Source organism: Natronoarchaeum rubrum (assembly GCF_024494695.1).
In genome coordinates, this window is the sequence record NZ_JANHDP010000006.1 from 99,850 (window position 1) to 123,190 (window position 23,341).

Consider the following 23,341-nt stretch of genomic DNA (forward strand, 5'->3'; position numbering starts at 1 on the left):
AGGCCGGGTCGGCAGAGCGCCGCCGCGATCGACCGTTCTCTCGTTCGCCGCGATCGAGCGCCGCAGCGCGGTAGTGCCTACAGGTCGTCGAGTTCGACCCGATCGCCCGTCTCGGCGGACTCGTAGACGGCGTCTGCCACCCGGAGATCGGCGAGCCCGTCACGGCCGTCCGGTTCGGGACGGCGATCCGTGAGCACGTGGTTCGCGAAGTACGCGACCTCCTCGACGACGTCGTCGACGGGTGCGCCGGTGTACTCCATGCGCATATCGCCGCACTCGACGACGATCTCCTGTGGGACGTCGCCGTATGGCGAGTCGATCGAGATCGACCCCTCGGTGCCGACGATCTTCAGCTGGCTGTTGGGCTGGCCATTGAACGTCGTCGAACAGGATGCCACGACGCCGTCGGGAAAGGTGAGCTGGAATGCGGCGTGCTCGTCGACGTTCTCGAACGCCGGCTCCCAGGAGTTGGTCGCGCCCTGAACGGCGACGGGGTCCTCGCCCAGCAGGAATCGCGAGGTGTTCAGCGGGTAGACGCCGATATCGAGCAAGGCGCCGCCACCGGCGATCTCGGGGTTCAGTCGCCAGTGATCCGGACCGAAGCTGTCGAGCAGCTTCGTCGAGAAGTTGCTGTGGATCTGGACCGGCCGACCGATACAGCCCTCCGAAACGATTTCGCGGGTGCGACGCGCGGCCGGCTCGAACTGGAGTCGGTAGGCGGTCATCAGCGTCACGCCCGCGTCCTCGCAGGCGTCGACCATCGCGGCGGCGTCGGCGGCGCTCGCGGCCAGAGGCTTCTCGCAGAGGACGTGCTTGCCGTATCGGGCGGCGGACTCGGCGTAGTCCCGATGGAACAGGTTCGGCGTCGCGACGTACACCGCGTCGTAGCTGTCGGTCGCCGCGCCGTCGTGGAACTCCTCGTAGCCGAGTACGGCGTCGATGCCGTACTCGGCTACGATCGGATCGGACTCGTCGAACGAACGGCTGACGAGCACGGTCGTCTCGGTGGCCTCGACCTCCTCGATCGCCGGCAGCGCGCGGTTGCGCGCGAACCCGCCGATCCCGACGACCGCGAATCGGATCGGCCCGCCCTCGGTCGGCTGTTCCCAGTCCCGTCGCGCGAAGTCTGCGAAGTGTCGACCGACGTTGCCCGCGTTCTCCTTGGCTCGTTCCCCCATACCACAAACTGGGGCCGCCGAGACAAAATCCACCGGGGTCAGACGGTCGGCGTCGCCAGTCTGCGCTCCGGACTCGTCAAGAGTTGTCGAAGCACCGCTCGATCACCCGATCCCTGCGGATCGCGAGCAACTCGTCGACGCCGGCCGCGTCGAATCGCATCGGACGACGCCACCACGGCCCCTTTCCGGAGTCGCTGGACAGGTCCGTGACGAGACGGTTAGCCTCGCTGCCGGCGTCCCGCGCGCTCAGCGGGATCGCTCGCTCGTACAGCGCCGACTCGTCCGGATCGCCCGCGAGCAGCACGCGGGCGTCGAACGTCTCGCGGCGAACGTGTGCGTTGGCGTCGAACCACGAGCGGTCGTCGGCCGGCAGCGCGCGGTACTCCTCGCCGGTGAGCGGGTCCCGAGCGAGCCGGAACTGGCCGATCACGTACGCGCCCCACTCCGGCGCGATCCAGTCGGCGGGGGCGTCCACAGTCGTCGCATCGGCGTCCGGGGTCGCCCCGTGGGAACCCGGCGCCGCGCCGCTCGTCGCGGCCGTCGCGGCGGCGTCGCCACCGACGGTCGACAGCGTCGCGTAGAAGAACACGTAGTCGCCGGCCGACAGCTCGGAGAGCGGGCCGGCCTTCACCGCGAAGTCGTCGCCGTAGGTGTAGCGGTCGCAGTGGGTGTACTCCGCGAACGTCGGGTCGAGGTGGACCGGCTCGTCGAGCGCCTCGGCCGGCAGGTCGACGTCCAGGTCGAGGTCGGCGTACGTCGGTACGGGCTCGGCGGTCGGCTCGCGCTCGGGGATCGGCACGTACCGAAACCGGCCGTCGGGGTAGATCGGGCCCCGACGACCGGGCATGTTGGTGTTGGCACCGACGTTGACGGCGACCCCGCGTGGCATACCGGACGGTTCGTCGCCGGAGCTAAAAGGGTACGGACGATCGCACGCGGCGGGAGGCCGGCAGAAGTTTCGGTGCGCTCAGGCGCCGAGCTGCGACACGCAGTTCCGGCAGTACGTGAACGTCGGCTCGCGCTCGTTGCGCGCGCCGCAGTGCGGGCAGACCAGCGCGTCCTCGTCGGTCCGTGGATCGGGATCGGCGCTGGCCTCGACGTCGTCTGGCGATCCGGGCGCCTCTCGAACCCCGGAACTGTTCGGGACGGTGCCGTTGGTGCGTCCGCGATCGCCCGCGCCGGAGACGGTGACCGACTGGCGGTCGCGCCCCCGGCGGAGGTAGTAGTAGATCAGCAACTGGACGACCGCGAGGAACGCCGCGTACAGCAGCACCCACTGCCAGACGTCCATTAGCGTGCAATACGTTCTCACACAACTTGATTGTTCGGTGCGCGAGGCCGGCAACGCGGAGAACGTCGACGTCGTCGGGCGGCCGCCGAAGCGCGGAAAAAGCGGCGTCCTACTCGTCGCGGGAGCGCGGCGGTGCGGGCGGTTCGCGGTCGCGCTGGAACTCGTCGAACAGCTCGAACTCGTCGGGGAGGTCGCGCTCGACCCGACGCTCGTCCTGCCGATTCGCGTTGACGCCATCCGCGTCCAGCGGCGTCGCGACCTCCTCCCATCCCGGCTTGATCTTGACGCTCTTGGCGGGCATCCCGACGGCGACGTGATGGTCGGGCACGTCGCCCTGGACGACCGCTCGGGCGCCGACGACCGCGTTCTCGCCGACCCGACAGCCCGCCCGCACCATCGCGTCGTAGGTGACTCGGGCGTCGTCGCCGACGATCGTGTGGAAGTTCTCGACGGCGGTCTGGTCGACGAGATCGTGATCGTGGCTGTAGAGGTGGGCGCCGTCGGAGATCGACACCCGATCGCCGATCGTCAGCTTCCCGCGGTCGTCGAGGTGGACGTCGTCGTGGATCACGACGTTGTCCCCGATCTCGACGTTGTGACCGTAGGTGACGGAGATCCCCTTGAAAAATCTGCAGTTGTCGCCGCACTCGGCGAACAGGTGATCGCCGAGCATCCGGCGAAATCGGAGCGCGAACTCGACGTTGTCGGCCATCGGCGTCGCGTCGAACTGCCGCCAGAGCCACTGGAGGTGCTTGGACTCGCGGAACTTTTCCTCGTCCTTCTCGGCGTAGTACTCGCTTTCGAGCGTCGAATTGCATGGGTCGTACCCCTGCAGGCGGACGCGCTCGGCGGGCGAGACGTCCCCGCCGGCCTGCCAGCGCTCGTAGGCGTCCCGGTCGCCGTGCAGGTCGACGAGCACGTCCTCGACGACCGAACAGGTGTCCTCGTCCGAGGAGAGTCGCCTGTCGACCTCGTCGAGGAACTCCTCTAACCCGGCTTCGGCGTCTTCCGGGAGGCTGACGTGGCGCTTTGTCATGACGAGTGGTTGCTCGCCCCGAGTAAAATGGGTTTCCGTCGGGGCCGGGCTCGCCGCGAGCGCGGCGGGCGAGGAGAACGGACGGTCGAGCCGTCGAAATCGACCGTGGGATTACCGCTCGGCGAACAGTTCGTCCATCGACGCGTCGATCGGGACCTCCTCGTCGGCGCCCTCGGCCGGCGCGACCCGCCCAGCGTCGACGTTCCGGACGAACCCGTCGAAGCGGTCGGTCGGCGGGACGTTCTCGGCGAGCGGATCGCCGCTTGCGATCGGCTTTTCGGAATCCGGTTCGTCGTCGAGCGCTGCGACCGCCTCGGGATCGACGGCCTCGATCTCCTCGACGCCGACCGCGGGCGCCCCCTCGCCGGTAGTCGACTGATTCTCCTGCTCGCTGGTCATGACACGCCCTTTCAGACCGACCGTAATAAATACACATGATATTTTAGGAGTAATAACCCGGTTCGAGCAGAGAATAAAAGACGAGTTCGCGATGCGGTCGGAGCGGTCGGTCGGGTTCAGATACTCCGGTGGAAACCAGTTCGGTGACGAATCGATCGTCACGACGTATGACCCTGACCCTCGGCGAGGATGCGTCCGTTACCGACGTGACCTTTGAGCCGCCGCACGAACACGGAGTGATGTCGGAAACGAATCGGAAGTTCCTGCTGGCGAAGCGTCCCGACGGACGACCCGACCGAGACACCTTCGAGCTCGTCGAAGAAGACGTCCCGGAGCCGGGCCCCGGCGAGGCGCTGGTCCGGACGCTGTATCTCTCGGTCGACCCCTACATGCGCGGACGGATGGACGCCGGCGAGTCCTACGCGGAGCCGTGGGACGTCGGCGATCCCCTGCAGGCCGGGGTCGTCGGCGAGGTCGTCGACGAGCGCGGGACCGGCTTCGAGGCGGGTGACGTCGTCACCGGCAATCTGGAGTGGGCCGACTACGCGACCGCTCGGGGCGCCGAACTGCAGCCGGTCGACCCCGACCTCGGCCCCGTCTCGACCGCGCTCGGCGTCCTGGGGATGCCCGGTCGGACGGCCTACTTCGGGACACGCGAGGTGGCCGACGTGGCGGCCGGCGATACGTTCGTCGTGACCGGCGCGGCGGGCGCGGTCGGCTCGGTCGCCGGCCAGATCGCGAAGCTCTCGGGCGCCCGCGTGGTCGGCTTTGCCGGCTCCGAGGAGAAGGTCGCGTTCCTCGAAGACGACCTCGGCTTCGATGCGGCGATCAACTACAAGGAGACCGACGACTACGGCGCCGCGCTCGACGACGCCGCGCCGGAGGGCGTCGACGCGTACTTCGACAACGTCGGCGGCGAGATCACCGACGCCGTCTTCACGCGACTGAACGTGGACGCCAGCGTGGCGGTCTGCGGGCAGATCTCGCTGTACAACGCCCAGGAGTTACCGACCGGGCCGAGAAAGCTGCCGACGCTGATCGAGTCGCGAGCGACGGTCGAGGGGTTCCTCGTCGGCGACTTCGCCCCGCGATTCGAGCAGGCGACGCGCGATCTCGCAACCTGGGTCGGCGCCGGCGAAATCGAGTACAGAGAGACGGTCACCGAGGGACTGGAGAACGCGCCCGACGCGTTCCTCGGCCTGTTCGAGGGCGAGAACATCGGCAAACAGCTCGTGAAGGTCGGCGAACGGAGCGAGTAGGCGGTCGGTGACGATCTCGGCGGCCGTCCCCGAAGGGACGCCGACGAGCGGGAATCCGCACGCGCTAAGTGGCCCCGTTCCTAACGCACGGACATGCACTACCGTACGCTGGGCGACACCGACGTCGAAGTGAGCGAGGTCGGATTTGGCGCGTGGGTCGTCGGCACGGACTGGTGGGGCGACCGTTCCGAGGAGCAGGCGATTCGTATGGTCCGCCACGCCGTCGATCAGGGAATCACCTTCTTCGACACCGGCGACGTGTACGGCCACGGCGCCAGCGAGGAGATCATCGGCGAGGCCCTCGCGGATCGGCGCGAGGAGGTCACCATCGGCACGAAGGTGGGCTACGATTTCTACAACAACCCGCAGGCGGGCCACGGCGAACTCCCCAAGGAGATCACGCCCGAGTGGATCGAGACGGCGCTCGACCGCTCGCTCGATCGGCTCGACACCGACTACGTCGACCTGCTGCAGGTCCACAACGCGAACGTCGACGAGGTCGACGCCGACGTGCGGGAGACGCTGGACGAACTCGTCGAGTCCGGCCGCGTCGACTCGATCGGCTGGGCGCTCGGCCCCTCGATCGGCTGGCTCGCCGAGGGCGAGGCCGCCGTCGAGCAGGAGTTCGACGCCGTCCAGACCGTCTTTAATCTGTTCGAGCAGGGGCCGGGCACGCACTTCCTCGACGCGGTCGAGAAACACGACGCGGACACGAGCGTGCTCGCGCGCGTCCCCCACTCCTCGGGACTGCTCAACGAGCAGGTCACGCCCGACACCGAACTCGGCGAGGGCGACCACCGCTCGCACCGGCCCCAGGAGTGGTACGAGACGGGCTGGGACAAGCTCGAAGCGATCCGCTTCCTCGAACGGGACGGCGAGCGGACGATGGCCCAGGCCGCGATCCAGTGGCTGCTGTACGACGACGCCGTCGCCTCGGTCACGCCGACGTTCCGGACGACCGACGACATCGACGCGTGGGCCGCGGCGAGCGACGTGGCGCCGCTCTCGGACGAGGAGTACCAGCGCGTTCAGGAACTGCACGCGGAGAACTTCGGCGTCACGCGCGACGACGGGATGGACAGCTATCGCTCGTCGGTCGGCGGACAGGACGTCGAACGCGCGGGACTCCAGCCCAGCGCGGGCGACTGAGCGCCCGCGTCGCCGGCCGTCGATCCGCGACTGATTTTGATCGCTTGGCAGTCCGTACCGAACCCCTTCGTTTCACTTCGAAATCGCACCACTGCGACACAGTCAGTCGGAAAGGAACTACTTTCGCTCCGGCGTCAGACGCCGGTCACCACGTCTCGACGACGCCCTCCCGGACGTCCTCGGCACAGCCCTCACAGTCGGGGTGGCCCGCGTCGAAGCACTCGGGGCGTCCGTCGGCGTCCAGATCGACCGCGCGGCGTTCGGCGTACCGGCGGCAGACGATCCGGACGTTACCGTCCTCGTCGCGGGGGATCGATCCCGTCGTCCGCCCCTCCTGATAGGCCTGCCGGGCCTCCTCCAGCTGTCGGCCCGCGCCGCGGAGCGTCTTGCTGACGAACCGCCGGACGCGGTCGCGGTCACCCACGGCGACCACCGGCCTCTGTCATACGAAGTGATTGCGGGCGGGCGCACTAAGGTCCATCGCAGGCGGGGATCGGGCCGACCCGCTGGGGTCGTTACGACCGGACGATTACGAGGTGCGTGCGCCCGCCTCACGGCGTCGATGCGGGTCGATTATGGAATCCGACAGGTGCGGCAGAGATGCCCGAGAGCCCCCATACCGCCAGTTTTCACTTCCGATACGGTCGGCACAGGTTTATGTACGAACGGGACCAAGGGGCGAATGTCTCCCACTGAAAACAGAGCGGAGACAGGCAACCCATGAGTGAGCTTCGAGAGCACGCGGAAGACATACACGAACAGTTTTCGGACCATCTGGAGATCGACGTCGACGACGTCGAGGAGCGACTGTCCACGCTGGTCGACGAGTACAGAGTGCCCGTCGACGAAGCGCGCCGCAGCGTCACCAACCACTACCTCGACGAAGCGGGGCTGGAGCGCGACGCGCTCGGCGGCGGCGGTGGCGGCGGCAGCGAGCTGATCGCCGTCGGCGACATCGACGAGGACGAGGCGTGGCACACGGTCGAGGCGAAACTCGTCGACCTGTGGGAGCCGCGCAGCGACTCGATCGCGCAGGTGGGTCTGCTCGGCGACGAGAGCGGGACGATCAAGTTCGTCAAGTGGGCCGAGTCCGACCTCCCGGAACTGGAGGAGGGCGCGGTGTACCGTCTGGGTAACGTCGTCACCGACGAGTACGAGGGCCGGTTCTCGGTCAAGCTCAACAGCACGACGACGATCGAAGAACTCGACGAGGAGATCGAGGTCGGCGACGACGCCGAGGAGGTCGAAGGCGCGCTGGTCGACATCCAGAGCGGCAGCGGCCTCATCAAGCGCTGCCCCGAGGAGGACTGCACCCGCGTCCTCCAGAACGGCCGGTGCAACGAGCACGGCGAAGTCGAAGGCGAGTTCGACCTCCGAATCAAGGGCGTGATCGACGACGGGCTCGACGCTCACGAGGTCATCTTCGACCAGGAAGCGACCGAGAACGTCGCCGACATCACCCTGGAGGAAGCCCAGGAGATGGCGATGGACGCGCTCGACACCGAGGTCGTCGCCGACGAGATCGCCGACGCCCTGCTGGGCAAGTACTACCGCGTCGCGGGACCGGTGTTCGGCCGCTACGTCCTCGCGGACGAGGTCGAGGAGCTCGCCGGGCCGACGGACGTCGAGGACACGCTGATCAAAGCGAGGTCGATCTGATATGAGTGACGCACCCAGCCGAGAAGTCGCGCGGCGAGCGTTCGCCAGCGAGTTCAACGATTCGAGCTACACGTTCAAGGAATCGGACGACGAACGAGCGCCCGTCTACGCGCTGTTGCCGACCGGAGAGCGCGCGAACCGCGTGTTCTTCGTCGGCACGCTCACCGAGAAGGAGGACATCGGCGAGGACAACGAGTACTGGCGCGGCCGGATCGTCGATCCGACGGGGACCTTCTTCGTCTACGCCGGCCAGTACCAGCCCGACGCCGCCGCGATGTTGCGGGATCTGGAACCGCCCGCGTACGTCTCGGTGGTCGGCAAACCCCGCACCTACGAGACCGACGAGGGCGACGTGAACGTCTCCGTGCGACCGGAGTCGATCACCGTCGTCGACGCCGACGTGCGGGACCGCTGGGTCGTCGAGACCGCCCAGCGCACGCTCGACCGGATCGAGAGCTTCGATCCCGAGGCCGACGAGTACGCCGCGATGGCCGAGGAAAACTACGAGATGGCGATCGAGAACTACCGCCGCGAGGTCGTCACCGCGCTGGAGGACCTCGAAGACGAGCAGGAAGCCGCCGCCGATCCGGCCTGATCGGTCGGATCGGGCCGCTTCTTCGTTCGCTGTTTTTTATCGGTTGCTTGTCGGTTTCGAGATCCGACCAGTACAGTTCTCTGAGTGCTCCCGCTCCCAGCAGCATCGGCGAGTCCGACTAACGAACCCACCTCGAAGCCCTCGGCCCGCTCGCGACCGCACCTCGCCCTTTCAATCCACCAAGGCTCCGCTACCGCAACCCTGCCCTTCCCCGTCGGCGCGGCACCGGAAGACGCTGCGCGTCTTCCGAGCTCACGCTCGCTTCGCTCGCGTGAACACGAGGCCGCGCCCGGCCGTGCGGTGTGCGGTGGCGCGCGCTGGCGGGCGCTCCGTCGCCCGTCGACAGTGTGCGAGGGATGAGCGAGCGATAGCGAGCGAATCGGCTGGGGAGGACGAGGCGGCTGTCTGGGAGGGAGGGGACGGGGCTTTCAGCACGTTCGCCATCTTGGCCGGCGGCCGGATTGTCTGCGAATGATCCGCTCTCCGACGAGGCTCCCGTAACACCCGAATCGACGTCTGACAAACCTTCAAGTGAGTCCAGCGAGAGGTCAGCCATAGTATGGGCAACAAGAACAAGACGATCTCGTTCCGCGTCAACGAGGACGACTTCGAGTCGCTGCGGGAGATCGCCGAGGAGCGCGACATCTCGCTGTCGGCGGTGTTCCGCGACTACGTCGACATGCTCGTTGCCCACGACGGTCAGATCGAGGTCGTCCCCGAGCACGACCTCGACAGCGCCGTCGGCGAGAGCGACGACGACGAGTTCCCGCCGAAGGTCACGGTGCCAAAGAGCTTCGTCCGCGAGCACGAGCGCCTCGAACTCGAAGCCGACCACCTGCGCGAACAGTTAGACGAGTACAAGCAGTACGCCACCCACCTGCGCGAGCGCGTCGACGACGACGCCGACGACGTCGTCCACCTCGAAGATCTCGACCGCGAGCGGGACGATCAGGACGAGACGCTTCACCTCGGGTAGCCCGGCCGAACGCGACTCTTCCGCCCCGACTCAGTTAGCCCGACAGCTCTCGCTTCGTGTCGCGCGCCTGTTCTCTGGCTTCGTCGTCGCCCTCGACGGCCGCGAGTTCCTCGACCGCTTCCAGCGTCCGGACGCCGTTGTCGAGGAACGAAAGCACGTCGCCCGGATAGGCATAGAGCATGTAGTCGTCGCTCATCACGTCGACGATGGCGTCGGGACCGAGTCCCTGGGCGCGCAGCTCCAGCAGGTACCGCATGAACTTCCGCTCCGGACAGCCGCAGTAGGGGTTGTTGTCGCAGTCGCAGTCCAGAAAGTCCTCCGCGAAGTCGAGCACTCGATCGCGGGTGGCTTCGTCTAACTTCTCCAGTCCCTCGCCGGTGAACAGCACGTCCATCGTGGCGCCCTTGAACGCACCTTTCGGGATGTGCGTTTCGAGCTGGGAGCTCAGCTGCCGGTGGTTCTTCACGTAGATTTTGTCCGTGATCGCCACAGTTGCCCGTTGCTACTGCCCCGCGAGCCAAAAGCACCGCGGTGTCGGGAGAGACGCCGAAGCGAAGGCGCTACCGGTGGAGTGCGACGCCGTATCGCGCCGCCGTCGTGTGAGAACGCCTGACGGTATCGGCGCGAGGCGTAACGTATTTCAATTCACTCGCTATTAGGTTGGAGTACGTGTCCGGGTTGGGGTAGTGGACTATCCTTCAGCCTTGTGGAGGCTGAGACGCGGGTTCGATTCTCGCACCTGGACTTTCTGACGACGGTTCCACGAACGAGTGAGTGGAACGCTGTGCTACTTCGTAGCGCAGAAAACGGACGTGAGGAGTCGGAAGTCCGTTCGTAAGAGAATCGAATCACGCGAGACGAGCGCTAGCGAGTCTCGCATCGGGTTCGATTCTCGCACCTGGACCTGACAAGCTTCTTAATAGTTTACGTCGGAGGCAGTGCCGTCCCTCTCTGTCGAGAATCCTCGATCAGCCGAACACCTTCGGAGACACGTTGGTCCTCGCGAGTCCGCTACGTACGGTCGATGACCCGCCGGGACGAACTCGAAGCGCTGGCCGACCGCATCGCGGGATTCGACGGCGTCGAGCGGGCCTGGGTCGCCGCGAGCTTCCAGGACACGCTCCTGTTCGTGGAGGTTCCCAGTGGCGCCGCGTTGCCGGACGCCGTCGCCGAGTTGCTCGAAGAGCGGGGATTGACGGGCGCCAACGAGGCGTACGGCATCGACGCCGCCGGCGCTTCCGACGCGGGCAACGTCGGCGCCTACGAGCAGCACCGGTTCGTCGATACGGCCGCTAAAGAGGCGGTCGAACGACCCGGTTCGACGTGAAGCCGAGCGCGCGGTCCCGGTATCGGCGACGTATCAGTTCGTCGACGCACGACCAACAGCGTGAACGGGGTCGGCGGCGTCGACGAGGCGGTCATCGAACAGAACCAGTCATCGGCTACGTACTGGCGTGCGGTCGAGGGAATATTTCTCGTTCGTGGTCATGTAAAATCAGTCTGACGAGGGGTCCCCGGGCGCTGGCATCCGATCGCCGTACGGCTTCGGGGACGCCGGAACCATTATTACTGACAGCTACGAGACAGTGGACAATGACAACTGCCTCCGGGGGGCCCATCCGGGTGCTCATCGTCGACGACAACCCCCGCTTCGGAGAGCTGGCCGAGATGTTTCTCGAGGAGGAGTTCGAGGACATCCGCGTTCGGGCGGTGACCAGCGCCGCCGAGGGCGAGGAAGTGCTCTCCGAGGCGCCGGTCGACTGCGTCGTCAGCGACTACCAGATGCCCGAGCGAGACGGCGTCGAGTTCCTCCGCGCGGTCCGCGAGGACCACCCCGACCTTCCCTTCATCATCATGACGGGCAAGGGCGACGAGACGGTCGCCAGCGAGGCGATCTCGGCGGGCGTCACCGACTACATCCGCAAGGAGGCCGGCAGCGAGCACTACGACCTGCTGGCTCACCGCATCCGGAACGTCGTCGGCCAGCGCAGAGCCGAGCAGGCGAAGAAAGCGCGCAACCGACGGATCCGGCGGGTGTACGAGCGGATCGACGACGGGTTCGTCGCGCTCGACGAGGAGTTGCGACTCACCTACGCCAACAGCCGCGCCGCGGAGCTGCTGGGCCACTCGGAGGACGAACTGATGGGCAAACGAGCGACGGACGTGTTTCCCGGTATCGAGGACACCGAGTTCTACGAGGCGGCCGCCGGCGTGCTGGAGGACCAGGAAGTGCTGAGCGTCGAGGAGTACTACGACTTGCTCGACGCCTGGTTCGAGGTACGGATCTTTCCCGACGTCGACGGGCTGTCGATCTACTTCCGCGATATCAGCGAGCGCAAGCGCCGCCGGCAGGAGCTCGAACGGTCCCGAAAGCGCTACCGAGCGCTGGTCGACACGGCGCCGACGGCGATCGCGGTGATCGACGCCGACGACGGGAGCATCGTCGAACTCAACCAGTCGGCCGAGTCGCTGCTCGGGTACGATTCCGAGGCGCTCTCGGGCGAGTCCCACACCAAGCTCCACCCACCGGAGGACGAGGGGCTCTACGAGACGCTGTTCCACGAGCGCCTCGAATCGGGCGCGGGCATGGTGAGCAAGCACGCGGACGGCTCGCAGGTGAACATCTGTACGGCCGACGGCGAACGTATTCCCGTCGAGATCTCCTCGCAGGTGATCGAGCTGGAAAACGAGCGGCTGGTCCAGAGCGTGATCCGGGACGTGGTAAAGCGCTCCTGACGAGCGCGCGACCGCCGCACGGACGCCGCCGAGAACTCAGTCGGCCAGCGAACCGGACTCGTTCGGGTCGAGCGTACCGGTCGACCGGACGACGTCGAGCGCGGTCATCAGGTCAGTCCGGGAGAGCAGCCCGACGACGTCGTCGCGGGCGTCGACGACCAGCAGCCGGCCCACGTCGTGGTCCTGCAGTCGGTCGAACGCTTCCATCGCGTCGGCGTCGACCGGGATCGTCACCAGCTCGCGGGTCATCACGTCGGCCACGGTGTAGGCCTCGCGTTCGACGGGCTGGACGTCTCGAGCGTCGTCGAGGGTGACCATCCCGACCGGGCGGCCGTCCTCGATCACCGGGTAGCCGGTGTGGCGCTCGCTGAACATCCGCGAGAGCAGTTCCGCGATCGTCGTCTCCGGGGAGACGGTGTGGAGCCTGTCGGCCGGCGTCATCACGTCCCGGACCGTCACGCCCTCGAAGGCGGCCTTCATCTGGACCTGCTGGGATTCCGAGGAAGCGGCGATGTAGACGAAGAAAGCGATCCCGATCATGAGGATGTTGAAGCTGAACAACCCCACCAGCCCGAGCAGCACGGCGAAGAACTTGCCGACCTCGGCGGCGATCGAGGTCGCCCTGGCGTAGGGCCGGGTGCGAGCGAGCAGCGCCCGGAGGATGCGCCCGCCGTCCATCGGAAACGCGGGAAGGAGGTTGAACACCGCCAGCACGACGTTGAGTACCGCGAGGTAGCCCAGTACGAACCGAGCGCCCCCGCCCGCCGGCGGGACGGCGACGAACAGCCCGTAGCAGGCGACGCCGACGAGGACGCTCACGATCGGTCCCGCGATCGCGATGGCGAACTCCTGTCGCCAGTCCTCGGGCATCTCGGTGAAGGATGCGACCCCGCCGAAGATCCACAGCGTGATCGAGTCGATCGGGAAACCGAAGCGACGAGCCACCAGCGAGTGGCCGAGCTCGTGGAGCAACACGCCGACGAACAACCCGAGCGCCGCGATGGTGCCGAGAATCCAGCGGACGGCGCCGTCGACGAAGATCTCGTCGCCGATGTTGGCGCCGAGGATCTCGTTGAGTAACTCGACGATCTGGGCCGACTGCGAACCGATGAGGTAGGCGAACAGCGGCAACACGAGCAGGAACGTCAGATCCAGCTTGATCGGGATGCCGAAGGCCGAGCCGATCCTGAAACTTCGCATACCCGCCCTAGGAGCGCGAGCGCCTTGAACCTCCGCAAGGTGACGCTTTTGTCGCTCCCGACCGATCCTCGCGGCATGGACCTCGATCTCCCGGATTCGCCCTCGACTCCGCCGCCCGATCCCGACCGATCGGTCGCCGTGATCGGCGGCGGCGCGGTCGGCTCGACGGCGGCCCGCGACCTCGCTCGCTGGGGCGCCGACGTGACGCTGTTCGAGCGCGACGCCGTCGGCGCCGGGGCGACCGGCCGGGCGGCGGGCATCGTCTACGACGCCTTCGCCGAGGATCTCGACGCCGTCGTCGCGGCGCGCGCGCTCGATCGGTTCCGCGAACTCTCGGGGACCGGTGAGTTCGAGCTGACCGATCGGCCGTACGTCTGGTTCGCGCGCGAGGGCGACGACCGAAACGCCGAAGCGATCCGCGAGCAGGTGCCGCGGATGCGCGCGAACGGCCGCGAAGTCGACATTCTCTCGGCGGACGAGCTCGCCGAGCGGTGGCCGACGCTGCGCGCGGATGACGTGGCGGTCGCCGCCGTCGCGGAGTCGGCCGGTACGACGACGCCGGCGACGTACGCCGCGGCGACGGCCGAGCTGGCCGAAGCCGACGGCGCGACGATCGAGACGGGGACCGCCGCGCGGATCGAGACCGACCCGGTCGCGGTACGGACCGGCGATGAGGGCGGCGATACTGATGCTCGGCAGTTCGACGCCGTCCTCGTCGCCGCGGGCGCGCGGACGCCGGGACTGCTGGCCGACCCGGGAATCGAACTCGCCTGCGAGGCCTATCGGGTGCAGGCACTGACCGTCGGGGTCGGGACAGAGGACGACGAGCAACGCGACCGAGCGGCCGCGCTCCCCTCGTTCTACGACGCCACGGGCGGGTACTACGCTCGACCGAAGGGAGACGAACTGCTCGCCGGCGATGGCACCGAACCCGTTCCGGCCGATCCCGACGACTGGGACGCCGAAAGCGACGCGTGGTTCCGCGAGGACGTGCTGGAGCACCTATCGGGACGCGTCGGCGGCGTCGAATCGACCGCGAGCGACGCGTGGGCGGGGCTGTGCACGGCGACGCCGGACCGCGATCCGCTGGTCGGCGAACTCGAATCCGGCCTGTTCGTCGCGACCGGGTTCCACGGCCACGGGTTCATGCGCGCGCCGGCGATCGGCGAGCTCGTCGCTCGGCAGCTCTGCGGAGCGGACGGGGTCGCGCCGTTCGACCCGACGCGGTTCGACGGGCGCGAGGAGTTCGAGATCGTCGAAGGGATGGCGCTCGACGGGGACTGAGAGGAGCGCGGTCGGACCCGGTTACGCGTCGGATCCGACGCCGACCGATTCGGAGTCAGTTGCGTCGATCGCTTCCTCGTCGGCGTCGAGTGAGTCGGCGGCGTCGGACGCCGTCGCGTCGGTCTCGACCTTCGGCAGCAACACTTCGAGCGTGCCCGCGTCGGTCAGCGTCGCGGTCGCGGCCTCGGGGTCGATCGTCACGCCGTCGGGGATCTCCGCTTTCCCGTCGAGCGAGAGCCCGCGACCGGGAAAGCGCATCTCGAAGTCCTCGTGGGACTCGCGGAACCGGTCGATCCGGACGTGGACGGCGCCCCGGGAGAATCGCACCTGCACGTCGCTGCCGGTCGCGCCGGCGGCGTCGAACACCGCCAGCAGGGCGTCGTCGCTTTCGAGCAGGTCGACCGGGATCGGCCGGCGCTCCTGAACGCTGCCGGCGACGCGGCCGATCCGGCGGAGCACGCGCCCGCCGACCGATCGCCCGAACTCGCGCAGCGTCATACCTCGATCTCCTCGAGACAGTCCGTCCCGCCGCAGTACGGACAGGAGAAGTCAGCGACGCCCACGTCGTCGGGCATGTCGTACGTGTAGTGCAGTTCGAACATGTCGATCTCGCAGTCCGCGGCCGTACACTCGACTTCCAGGGTCGGCGGCATACCCGATAGTTGGGGCGTCGGCGGAAAACAGTTTTCGGGAGCGGCACGACTCGCGGGGCGCTCGCGGTCGCTCTCAGACCTCGAACTCCGCCTCGCGGACCGACCGCACGTCCTCGGGCGCGACCGTCTCGCCGTCGACCTCGACGGACTGGCCGTTCGAGAGCTTGCCGAACGCCGGGCCCTCGGGGACGCCCGCCGCATCGGCGAGTTCGGGGTCGAACGCCTCAGTCGCGACCCTGAGCTGGCCGTTACGGCGCTCGACGGTGTCGTACTTCTCGGCGAGCACGTCCGCGAGCGCCGAAATCAGCTCGCGGTACGCAGCGGGGTCGTCGGCGTCCGCCGCGGAACTGTCGGCGTCCGCCGCGGAATCGTCGGCGTCGCTGCCGACCGGAAACGCCGCCCTGCCCTCGGTTCGGCTGCCGGACTCGGTCGTCTCGAAGGCGTAGGCGTGTCGTTCGACGGCGTCCCGGACTGCATCGGCGTCGACGCCCTGTGCCTCCGCGAGCAGGTCGTCGGGGAGGTCCACGATCGCCACCTCGTCCTCGGGGACGAGTTCGGCCTCGCGCGCGGGGACGCCGAAGCGAAGTCCCGCCGCGATCGGCGAGAGCTCGTCTTCCAGCGGCGTCACCAGCGAGAGCGGGACGCCGTCGGTCTCGCGGAGCCAGCGCTCGCCGACCGTGCGGTAGCCCAGTTCCTCGATCGTGTCGACGACCGCCTCGTGCTCGCCGTCGGCGTCGTCGACGAGCGCGAGCTCGGCTTCGCTTCGCTCGAACGCGGCGTCGAGCACGTCCCGGTGCTCGGCGGGGTCGCCCATGGCGTTCAGCGCCCAGTCGGCGGCGACGTGACCGACGTGCCAGCCCGTCTCGCGGACGATCCGCTCGAAGCGGGGCGCGTAGTGGCCGCCGCCGACGCCGACGACGTGCCGGCGGATCGGACAGTCGGTCACGGCCGGCGAGTCGCCGTCGCCCGGCCGTCGCTCGGCGTGGGGCGCGACGCCGTCGAGTTCGAGGATCGCTTCGGCGACGGCTCGGGCGCCCTCGGGATCTCGCCACTGGTCCTCGTCGCTACCGAGTTCGACGAACATCGAGGGGACGCCGACCTCGGTCGGGCCGTGGTGGGTGGCCTCGACGCCGACATCGTACGCCGGCGGGGCGCGCTCGTCGAGCGCGTCGACGACCGCCGAGAGCGCGTTCGGGCAGGCCGTCGCGACGGCGTTGTCCGCGCCGCCGAACTTCGCGGGGCCGAAGTTGCCGGTGAAGTGGGCCGTCAGAAGCGGGCCGGTGTCGCCCGCGTGGCGCGAGGCGAACACCAGCAGGTCCGGGTCGTCGAACGGTGCCGCGGCCGTTTCGAGGCCGATGTGGATCTCCTCGAACGTCCGCAGCTCGAAGCCGTCGGTCCGGAACACCGCGCCGCCGCCCTCGGCGTCCAGGTGGGCGTCGTCGATGCGGCGGCGCCAGTCGGCCAGCTCCAGAAGGTGCTCGCAGATGTGCTCCGAGGCCGAATCCGCGCGGCTGACGACGATCCCGATCACGGAGAGTCGTACTCGCGCGCCGCGAAAAAGGGTATCGACAGCGGCCGGTCGCTGTTGGGACCGACGACCGGATCCGAGGGGGTCGCTCAGTCAGACTCGGAAACCCGATCGGCGCCGACGGCGTTAGCCTTCGCGAGGCGGCCGACGCGGCGAACGTGTTCGGTCTGCGTCGCGAACATGATGCCGCCGACGACTAGGTAGAGGGCGGTGTAGGCTAACAGCAGGTCGACCGTCGTGAACGGGACGGTGAGTCTGTCGATCATCAGGAACTCGATGGCGACCTGCGAGACGAACAACACGAGCAGGGAGACTGCCTCGCGCATCGTGATCCGGAAGGTGATCAGGATCGCCAGCGCGAAGAAGCTCTGGGCGGCGGTGAGCCAGATCTCCGCGGACTGCTTGAAGCTGAACTCGAGGACGCCGTAGGCCCCCTGCGAGATACTGAACACGACGCCGAGAGTCCCGATCAGCAGCGTCCACTGGTTGAGCTTCGAGGAGATCAGCGCGTTGAAGGCCGCGGTGGTGCGGGCCTTGTTCACCAGGTAGGCGGTAACTATCAGCTCGGGGCTCTCGCTGGCCAGCGGGGCGACCCACTGGATCATGAAGAACTCGGGGATGCCGTACTGGATGCCGATGTTTTCCAGCCCGTGGGCGAACGGCTCGACCGCGGTGAAGATCAGGAACCCGGAGTACCCGAAGAGGGCGAACACCGCGGGGATCCGGACGCGGGCCGGCGTCGCCTGGAGGTAGGCGGGAACGCCGACGTGAACCTCCTGCCCGTGGGGGTCGCCCCGGATGATGATCCCGATGTAGGCGACGTAGATGCCGACGAGGACGAGCATGTCGAGGATGTCGATGCCGCCGCTCAGCGGGACGAAGAAGGCCCACACCGTCGCCATCGAGAGGAAAGCGATCTCCGTCGCGATGGACCGATCGAGCACGACCGCGTCGGCGAGAAACCCCTCCCTGCGCTCGATGGCAGTATCACCGCTCGTCGCGGCGCGGTAGATCGAGAACAGCGCGATTCCCGACCACCCCAGGCCGATGAGGATGCGGTTCGCGCCGGTCATGTTCGCGACCGCCAGATCCGCGGCGCCGGCCTCTCCTTGCCCGGCTTGCCACGCGTAGAACGCGTCGACGGCGTACTCCGGCGCGACGGCGAGTACGGCCAGCACGGCGATCGCGAACGCCCGCGGGACGTCCTTCTCGGCGGTTTCGGCACCCCACGCCAGCAGGAACGAGGCGCCGAGCACCGACAGTCCGCTCACGGCGACGGTCGGGACCGACCCGAGCGCTTCCGGCGAACTGAGGAAAGATATCGCCACCCACGGCGACGACAACAGCACGACCGCGGCGACCGCGACCAGCGGATGTCGGAGCCGACTGCTCATTGTACGGTTCGACGAAAGCGTCGGTGGTAGGTCTTGCGCCGTTTCGCTGCACGGCTCGTTCCGTCGGCCGGGACCGCACCAGTTATTTCCTGCCGGTCGCCACGTGCCGGTATGGACGTGTACGCCCTGATCGGCAACCCGGTCGGGCACTCGCTGTCGCCGCCGATGCACGAAGCCGGCTACGAGGCCCTCGGGATCGACGCCCGCTACGTCACCTTCGAGCCGGCGCCGGAGAACGTCGGCGCCGCGATCGAGGGCGCGCAGGCGCTCGGCGTCGCCGGGCTCAACGTGACGATCCCCTTCAAGCAGGACGTGCTGGATCACGTCGACGCCGACGAACTGGCGAGCCGGATCGGCGCGGTCAACACGGTCGATTTCTCGGGCGAGCGGCCGACCGGCCACAACACGGACGCAGAGGGCGTCCGACGCGCGTTCGATCGGTACGACGTCGATCTGGAAGGTGCGACCGCGGTCGTCGTCGGCGCGGGCGGCGCCGGACGAGCCGCCGCGTTCGCGCTGTCCGACGCCGGCGCCGACGTGCGGATCGCCAACCGGACCGAGGCGCACGCCCACGACCTCGCCGCGGACGTGCCGGGCGCGAGCGGCCACGGGCTGGAGGGTCTCGACGACCTGCTCGCCGACGCGACGGTGCTGGTCAACGCGACCAGCGTCGGAATGGAGGAGTCGGCCACACCGGTGCCCGCCGACGCACTCCACGGCGATCTGGCGGTGCTCGACGCCGTCTACCGGCCCCTGGAAACCACGCTGCTGTCCGACGCCGCGGACGCCGGCGCGACGACGATCGACGGCGCGTGGATGCTGCTGTACCAGGGCGTCGCGGCGTTCGAGCGCTGGACCGGCGAGGACGCCCCGGTCGACGCGATGAACGCCGCGCTTCGGGACGAACTGTAGCGACGATGCTGTGCGAGGCGCGGTAGCGGCAAGTCCTGCGAGAGTCGGCCCGCTCGTCGGCGCAGCCAGCCGGGATCCCCACCCCGAGGCGAACGGCTTTAAGTGGAACGACTGGTAACTACTGCACAATGTCACTGTTGAATACGTTGAAGTCGCTTCTCGGACTCGGCGGCGGCGGGACGGACGAATCACAGGGAGATGTCGGCGTCACCGTCGAGCGCGAGACGGGCGACACCGAGCCGGCGACCGAGACCGAGAGCGCGGTCAAGGGCGCCGACGTCGAGTCGAGCGACCGGAGCGCCGACGCGGACGAGGACGACCGCGAGCCGAGCGCCGAAACCGCCGACGAGGCCATCGAGGAGGCCGAACCCGAGCGCAGCGCGTCGGACGAGATCGTCGAGATGGACGAGGACTCGGCCGACGAGGACGCCGACGCGGCCGACGACTCCGAACCCGCCGGCGAGTCCGAATCGGACGCCGATGCCGAAGCGGACGACGCTGAGGCGGACGACACCGAGCCTGCGGACGACGCTGAGGCGGACGAGGAAGACGCCGAAGCGGGGGAGGACGGCGAGGCGGAGGAAGACGCCGACGACGAGGCGGAGACCGAAGCAGAGGAGGACGCCGAAGCAGAGGCGGAAACCGACTCCGACGAAGCGACCGACGAGCCCGAGGGCGACCTCGAAGACATCAAGGGCGTCGGACCGGCCTACGCCGATCGCCTGCGCGGCGTCGGCGTCGAGTCGATCACCGACCTCGCGGACGCCGACGCCGAGGAGATCGCCGCGGAGACGGACCTCTCGGCGACCCGCGTCGAGAACTGGATCGAGCAGGCGAAGGTCCGCTAGATCGCAACACCGTTATTTCCCGGCTGCTTTCTCCCGGTAATGAGTTCCCCGACGGTCGCGACCGACGCGGACGCGTTCCGCGCGGTCGCCGCGGACGCGCCGGTCGGCGCGCGCGTGCCGGTGGAGGTCCGCGTGACGGTTGCCGATCCGTTCGACGCCTACCGCCGCGCGCGCGACGGGACCGGCGGCGCGTTTCTGGAAACGACCGGCGGTCAGTCCGGCTGGGGCTATTTCGGCGTCGACCCGGTCGAGCGGCTAACGGTCGGTCCCGACGCCGTCGTTCGTCGGTCGCCCGAGCACGCGGGCGACGACGCGATCGCAGGGCTCGGCGGCCGATCTTCGCCGTCGCTGGCCGCGCTCCAGGGGCTTCTCGACGGCGAGGCGCTCGTCCGGGGCGACTGCGACGTTCCCTACCCCTGCGGCGCGATCGGCTGGCTCTCCTACGACGTCGTTCGCGAGATCGAAACGCTGCCCGAGAGCGCGATCGACGACCGCAACCTCCCGCAGCTACAGGTCGGCGTCTACGACCGGCTGGCAACGTGGGAGGCATCACGCGGGGACGGCGACGATCCCGGCGGGGGCGAGACGACGCTCCGGATCACCGCCTGCCCTCGGATCGAGGGCGCCGACGCCGCGGCGACCGACGCGGCCTACGAGCGAGGGCGCGAGCGCGCGCTCGACCTCACCCGGAAGATCGAGGAAGGCACCCCCGAGGTCGGCGCTCCGGCGGTCGAGCGCGGGAGCGCGACTTTCGAGAGCGACTGCGGGCGCGCGGCGTTCGCAGAGCGCGTCCGGCGCGTCAAGGAGTACGTTCGCGAGGGCGACACGTTCCAGGCGAACGTCTCCCAGCGCCTGACCGCGCCCGCGGCGGTCCACCCCGTCGCGGCGTACGACGCCGTGCGCGAGGTCAACCCCGCGCCGTACTCCGGGCTGCTGGAGTTCCGCGGCGTCGATCTGGTGAGCGCGAGCCCCGAACTCCTCCTGGAGCGGGCGGGCGATCGAATCGAGACGGAACCGATCGCAGGTACCCGCCCGCGAGGGGGCACTTCCGAAGAGGACGAGGCGCTGGAAGCCGAACTGCTCGGCGACGAGAAGGAGCGCGCCGAGCACGCGATGCTCGTCGATCTGGAGCGCAACGATCTCGGAAAGGTCGCGGCGTACGGCAGCGTCGACGTGCCCGAGTACCGCCGGATCGACCGCTACTCGGAGGTGATGCACCTGGTCTCGCGGGTCACCGGCGAGTTGCGCCCCGGCGCGGAACTGGCAGACGCCGTCGCCGCGGTGTTCCCCGGCGGGACGATCACCGGCGCACCAAAGCCGAAAACCATGGCGATCATCGACGAGGTCGAAGCGACCCGCAGAGGGCCCTACACCGGGTCGATGGCGATCTTCGGCTTCGACGACCGGGCGACTCTCAATATCGTCATCCGGACGCTCGTCCGACACGGCGAGCAGTTCCACCTGCGCGTCGGCGCCGGGATCGTCCACGACTCGGTTCCCGAACGGGAGTACGAGGAGACGCTGGACAAGGCCCGCGCGCTGATCCGGGCGGTCGACGAGGCGCTCGACGACCGGACGAGTCTGGGCGTCGAGGCGGAGAGCGGAGTGGAGGACGACGCCGTGTCGGCCTCGGACGCCGCGGACGCTCCGGCGTCCGGCGACGGGACGTCCGACGACCCTGGAGGTGAGCCGCGGTGATCCTCGTCATCGACAACTACGACAGCTTCGCGTACAACCTCGTCCAGTTCGTCGCCGAAGCCGAGATGCGGGCCGCCGAACGCCGGGGCGAGGAACCGGTCGAGCCGGTCGTCCGCCGGAACGACGCGATCGACGTCGCGGGCATCCGCGAACTGGACCCCGACGGGATCGTCGTCTCGCCGGGTCCCGGAACGCCCGCCGACGCCGGCGTCTCGATCCCGATCTTCGAGGAGACCGAGTATCCCGCTCTCGGCGTCTGTCTGGGCCACCAGGCGCTGTGTGCGGCCCACGGCGCACCCGTAATCCACGCGCCGGAAGTCGTCCACGGGAAGCCCTCGACGGTGCGCCACGACGGCGAGGGGATCTTCGCGGGGCTGCCGGACGCGTTCGAGGTCGGCCGGTACCACTCGCTGGCGGTCGAGCGCGAGGACCTGCCCGATCCGCTCGTCGAGACCGCCCGGACCGACGACGAGCAGGCGATTCTGATGGCGGTCCGGCACCGCGAACTGCCCCACGTCGGCGTCCAGTTCCACCCCGAAAGCATCCTGACCGGGCCGGTCGACCGCGACGCCGAGGGCGCCGAACTCACGCTCGAACTGGGGAAGCGACTGATAGCCAACTTCTGCGAGTACGCACGAACCCACTCATGAAATACCACGTCGACGGCGAACTGGTGCCTGCCGACGAAGCGACGGTGAGCGTCGAGGATCGCGGGTTCCAGTACGGCGACGCCGCCTTCGAGACGATGCGAGCGTACGGCGGATCGATCTTCGAGTGGCAGGCCCACGCCGAGCGGCTGGCCGGCTCCTGCGAGACGCTCGGGATCGACCACGGGCTCGACGACGCCGAGTTGCGGGAGCGCGTCGACGATACGCTCGCGGCAAACGACCTCGACGACGCCTACGTGAAGCTCTCGATCTCGCGGGGCGTCCAGGAGGGGAAGCTGACGCCGCGACCCGACGCCGATCCGACGGTCGTCGTGATCGTGAAGGAACTGCCCCGCGGCGGCGTCGAGGGCGCCGACGTCTGGGACGAGCCGGCAACCGTGCAGACGACGAAGACGCGCCGCGTCCCCGACAACGCGATCCCGGCCGACGCCAAGACGCATAACTACCTCAACGGGATCCTCGCACGGCGCGAACTCGTCGCCGACGCCGACGAGGCGCTGCTGCGCGACGCCGACGGAAACGTCGCCGAGGGCGCGGCGAGCAACGTCTTCCTCGTCGGCGAGGACGGCGTCCACACGCCGAGCCTCGACGGACCGGTGCTGCCGGGAATCACCCGCGAGGTCGTGATCGAGCTGGCCGACGAGGCCGATATTCCCGTCTACACCGGCAGCTACGCGCCCGACGACCTCAGAAACGCCGAGGAGGCGTTTCTGACGAACACGACCTGGGAACTCCGGCCGATCGAGTCGGTCGACGGCATCGAGATCGGCGGCGGCCCGGTGACGACGCTGCTCTCGCGGCTGTTCGACGAGCGGGTCGAGCGGCGTCACTACGACGACGGCTGAACGCCTTGAACGAGGGCGGCCGGACGGCGAAAA

Annotated in this window: 25 protein-coding genes and 1 tRNA gene; 14 read left to right on the forward strand and 12 right to left on the reverse strand. The window is 68.5% G+C overall.

The features are described 5' to 3' along the window. Positions 1–77 precede the first annotated feature (77 nt). The 5 genes from gfo6 to NO931_RS15730 all read right to left on the reverse strand — a co-directional run bounded on the left by gfo6 (position 78) and on the right by NO931_RS15730 (position 3,904). A complete protein-coding gene (gene gfo6, locus NO931_RS15710; protein ID WP_256393304.1) occupies positions 78–1,178 on the reverse strand; it encodes a D-xylose 1-dehydrogenase Gfo6 in 1,101 nt (366 codons plus the stop codon). Positions 1,179–1,254: 76 nt separating this feature from the next. Further along, the gene (locus NO931_RS15715) at positions 1,255–2,067 is read right to left on the reverse strand and encodes an Nmad3 family putative nucleotide modification protein (protein WP_256393305.1); all 813 of its coding nucleotides are present in this window, start codon (positions 2,065–2,067) and stop codon (positions 1,255–1,257) included. Between the two features lie 78 nt (positions 2,068–2,145). Beyond that, the gene (locus NO931_RS15720) at positions 2,146–2,469 is read right to left on the reverse strand and encodes a DUF7577 domain-containing protein (protein WP_256393306.1); all 324 of its coding nucleotides are present in this window, start codon (positions 2,467–2,469) and stop codon (positions 2,146–2,148) included. Between the two features lie 109 nt (positions 2,470–2,578). Beyond that, positions 2,579–3,505 (reverse strand): acyltransferase, encoded by a 927-nt coding sequence (locus NO931_RS15725; RefSeq protein WP_256393307.1) that lies wholly within the window; start codon positions 3,503–3,505, stop codon positions 2,579–2,581. Positions 3,506–3,616: 111 nt separating this feature from the next. Next, positions 3,617–3,904, reverse strand: coding sequence for a hypothetical protein (locus tag NO931_RS15730; protein ID WP_256393308.1), 288 nt, complete (start codon positions 3,902–3,904; stop codon positions 3,617–3,619). 239 nt (positions 3,905–4,143) lie between these two features. Between NO931_RS15730 and NO931_RS15735 the strand changes: the two genes are divergently transcribed. Beyond that, positions 4,144–5,163, forward strand: a complete 1,020-nt coding sequence (locus NO931_RS15735) for an NADP-dependent oxidoreductase (protein WP_256393309.1) — start codon at positions 4,144–4,146, stop codon at positions 5,161–5,163. Positions 5,164–5,256: 93 nt separating this feature from the next. Beyond that, positions 5,257–6,312, forward strand: a complete 1,056-nt coding sequence (locus NO931_RS15740) for an aldo/keto reductase (protein ID WP_256393310.1) — start codon at positions 5,257–5,259, stop codon at positions 6,310–6,312. Positions 6,313–6,457: 145 nt separating this feature from the next. Here the strand turns inward: NO931_RS15740 and NO931_RS15745 are convergent, their stop codons facing one another. Next, complete coding sequence (locus NO931_RS15745) at positions 6,458–6,736, reverse strand: DUF7091 family protein (RefSeq protein ID WP_256393311.1); 279 nt, start codon at positions 6,734–6,736, stop codon at positions 6,458–6,460. Between the two features lie 296 nt (positions 6,737–7,032). On the opposite strand from NO931_RS15745, the gene NO931_RS15750 reads away from it, so the two are divergent. From NO931_RS15750 to NO931_RS15760, 3 genes are all read left to right on the forward strand, one after another. Next, the gene (locus NO931_RS15750) at positions 7,033–7,971 is read left to right on the forward strand and encodes a replication factor A (protein ID WP_256393312.1); all 939 of its coding nucleotides are present in this window, start codon (positions 7,033–7,035) and stop codon (positions 7,969–7,971) included. 1 nt (position 7,972) lies between these two features. Next, a complete protein-coding gene (locus NO931_RS15755) occupies positions 7,973–8,566 on the forward strand; it encodes an RPA family protein (protein WP_256393313.1) in 594 nt (197 codons plus the stop codon). 559 nt (positions 8,567–9,125) lie between these two features. Then, positions 9,126–9,542 (forward strand): DUF8146 domain-containing protein, encoded by a 417-nt coding sequence (locus NO931_RS15760; RefSeq protein ID WP_256393314.1) that lies wholly within the window; start codon positions 9,126–9,128, stop codon positions 9,540–9,542. Between the two features lie 34 nt (positions 9,543–9,576). On the opposite strand, the gene NO931_RS15765 is transcribed toward NO931_RS15760, so the two are convergent. After that, positions 9,577–10,032 (reverse strand): DUF5814 domain-containing protein, encoded by a 456-nt coding sequence (locus NO931_RS15765; protein WP_256393315.1) that lies wholly within the window; start codon positions 10,030–10,032, stop codon positions 9,577–9,579. 182 nt (positions 10,033–10,214) lie between these two features. Between NO931_RS15765 and NO931_RS15770 the strand changes: the two genes are divergently transcribed. From NO931_RS15770 to NO931_RS15780, 3 genes are all read left to right on the forward strand, one after another. Next, positions 10,215–10,287 (forward strand) — tRNA-His (locus tag NO931_RS15770). A 279-nt stretch (positions 10,288–10,566) separates the two neighbouring features. Further along, complete coding sequence (locus tag NO931_RS15775) at positions 10,567–10,869, forward strand: hypothetical protein (RefSeq protein WP_256393316.1); 303 nt, start codon at positions 10,567–10,569, stop codon at positions 10,867–10,869. A 266-nt stretch (positions 10,870–11,135) separates the two neighbouring features. Next, the gene (locus NO931_RS15780; RefSeq protein ID WP_256393317.1) at positions 11,136–12,278 is read left to right on the forward strand and encodes a PAS domain-containing response regulator; all 1,143 of its coding nucleotides are present in this window, start codon (positions 11,136–11,138) and stop codon (positions 12,276–12,278) included. Positions 12,279–12,314: 36 nt separating this feature from the next. Here the strand turns inward: NO931_RS15780 and NO931_RS15785 are convergent, their stop codons facing one another. Beyond that, a complete protein-coding gene (locus tag NO931_RS15785) occupies positions 12,315–13,478 on the reverse strand; it encodes a site-2 protease family protein (protein WP_256393318.1) in 1,164 nt (387 codons plus the stop codon). Between the two features lie 75 nt (positions 13,479–13,553). Here NO931_RS15785 and NO931_RS15790 point away from each other — a divergent pair, with 75 nt between their 5' ends. Beyond that, entirely contained in the window at positions 13,554–14,762 is a 1,209-nt protein-coding gene (locus NO931_RS15790; RefSeq protein ID WP_256393319.1) for an NAD(P)/FAD-dependent oxidoreductase, read from the forward strand. A gap of 21 nt (positions 14,763–14,783) precedes the next feature. Here NO931_RS15790 and NO931_RS15795 read toward each other — a convergent pair whose 3' ends face one another. The 4 genes from NO931_RS15795 to NO931_RS15810 form a co-directional block, all read right to left on the reverse strand. Further along, positions 14,784–15,260 carry an Hsp20/alpha crystallin family protein gene (locus NO931_RS15795; RefSeq protein ID WP_256393320.1) on the reverse strand — a complete coding sequence of 159 codons (477 nt, stop codon included), beginning with the start codon at positions 15,258–15,260 and terminating at the stop codon, positions 14,784–14,786. Next, positions 15,257–15,415, reverse strand: a complete 159-nt coding sequence (locus tag NO931_RS15800) for a DUF7559 family protein (RefSeq protein WP_256393321.1) — start codon at positions 15,413–15,415, stop codon at positions 15,257–15,259. Before NO931_RS15800 ends, NO931_RS15795 begins: the two co-directional genes overlap by 4 nt. A gap of 73 nt (positions 15,416–15,488) precedes the next feature. After that, positions 15,489–16,946: a D-aminoacyl-tRNA deacylase gene (locus NO931_RS15805; protein ID WP_256393322.1), complete on the reverse strand. Its 1,458-nt coding sequence runs from the start codon at positions 16,944–16,946 to the stop codon at positions 15,489–15,491. Between the two features lie 86 nt (positions 16,947–17,032). Further along, positions 17,033–18,337 carry a calcium:cation antiporter family protein gene (locus tag NO931_RS15810; RefSeq protein ID WP_256393323.1) on the reverse strand — a complete coding sequence of 435 codons (1,305 nt, stop codon included), beginning with the start codon at positions 18,335–18,337 and terminating at the stop codon, positions 17,033–17,035. 111 nt (positions 18,338–18,448) lie between these two features. Here NO931_RS15810 and NO931_RS15815 point away from each other — a divergent pair, with 111 nt between their 5' ends. The 5 genes from NO931_RS15815 (at position 18,449) to NO931_RS15835 (ending at position 23,308) form a co-directional block, all read left to right on the forward strand. Beyond that, positions 18,449–19,249, forward strand: a complete 801-nt coding sequence (locus NO931_RS15815; RefSeq protein ID WP_256393324.1) for a shikimate dehydrogenase — start codon at positions 18,449–18,451, stop codon at positions 19,247–19,249. Positions 19,250–19,377: 128 nt separating this feature from the next. Beyond that, positions 19,378–20,097 (forward strand): helix-hairpin-helix domain-containing protein, encoded by a 720-nt coding sequence (locus tag NO931_RS15820; RefSeq protein ID WP_256393325.1) that lies wholly within the window; start codon positions 19,378–19,380, stop codon positions 20,095–20,097. A 39-nt stretch (positions 20,098–20,136) separates the two neighbouring features. Beyond that, a complete protein-coding gene (gene pabB / locus NO931_RS15825; protein WP_256393326.1) occupies positions 20,137–21,795 on the forward strand; it encodes an aminodeoxychorismate synthase, component I in 1,659 nt (552 codons plus the stop codon). Further along, positions 21,795–22,445, forward strand: a complete 651-nt coding sequence (locus NO931_RS15830) for an anthranilate synthase component II (protein WP_375142076.1) — start codon at positions 21,795–21,797, stop codon at positions 22,443–22,445. The genes pabB and NO931_RS15830 overlap by 1 nt, the downstream gene beginning before the upstream one ends. After that, positions 22,442–23,308 (forward strand): aminotransferase class IV, encoded by an 867-nt coding sequence (locus NO931_RS15835; protein WP_256393328.1) that lies wholly within the window; start codon positions 22,442–22,444, stop codon positions 23,306–23,308. Before NO931_RS15830 ends, NO931_RS15835 begins: the two co-directional genes overlap by 4 nt. Positions 23,309–23,341: the final 33 nt, after the last annotated feature.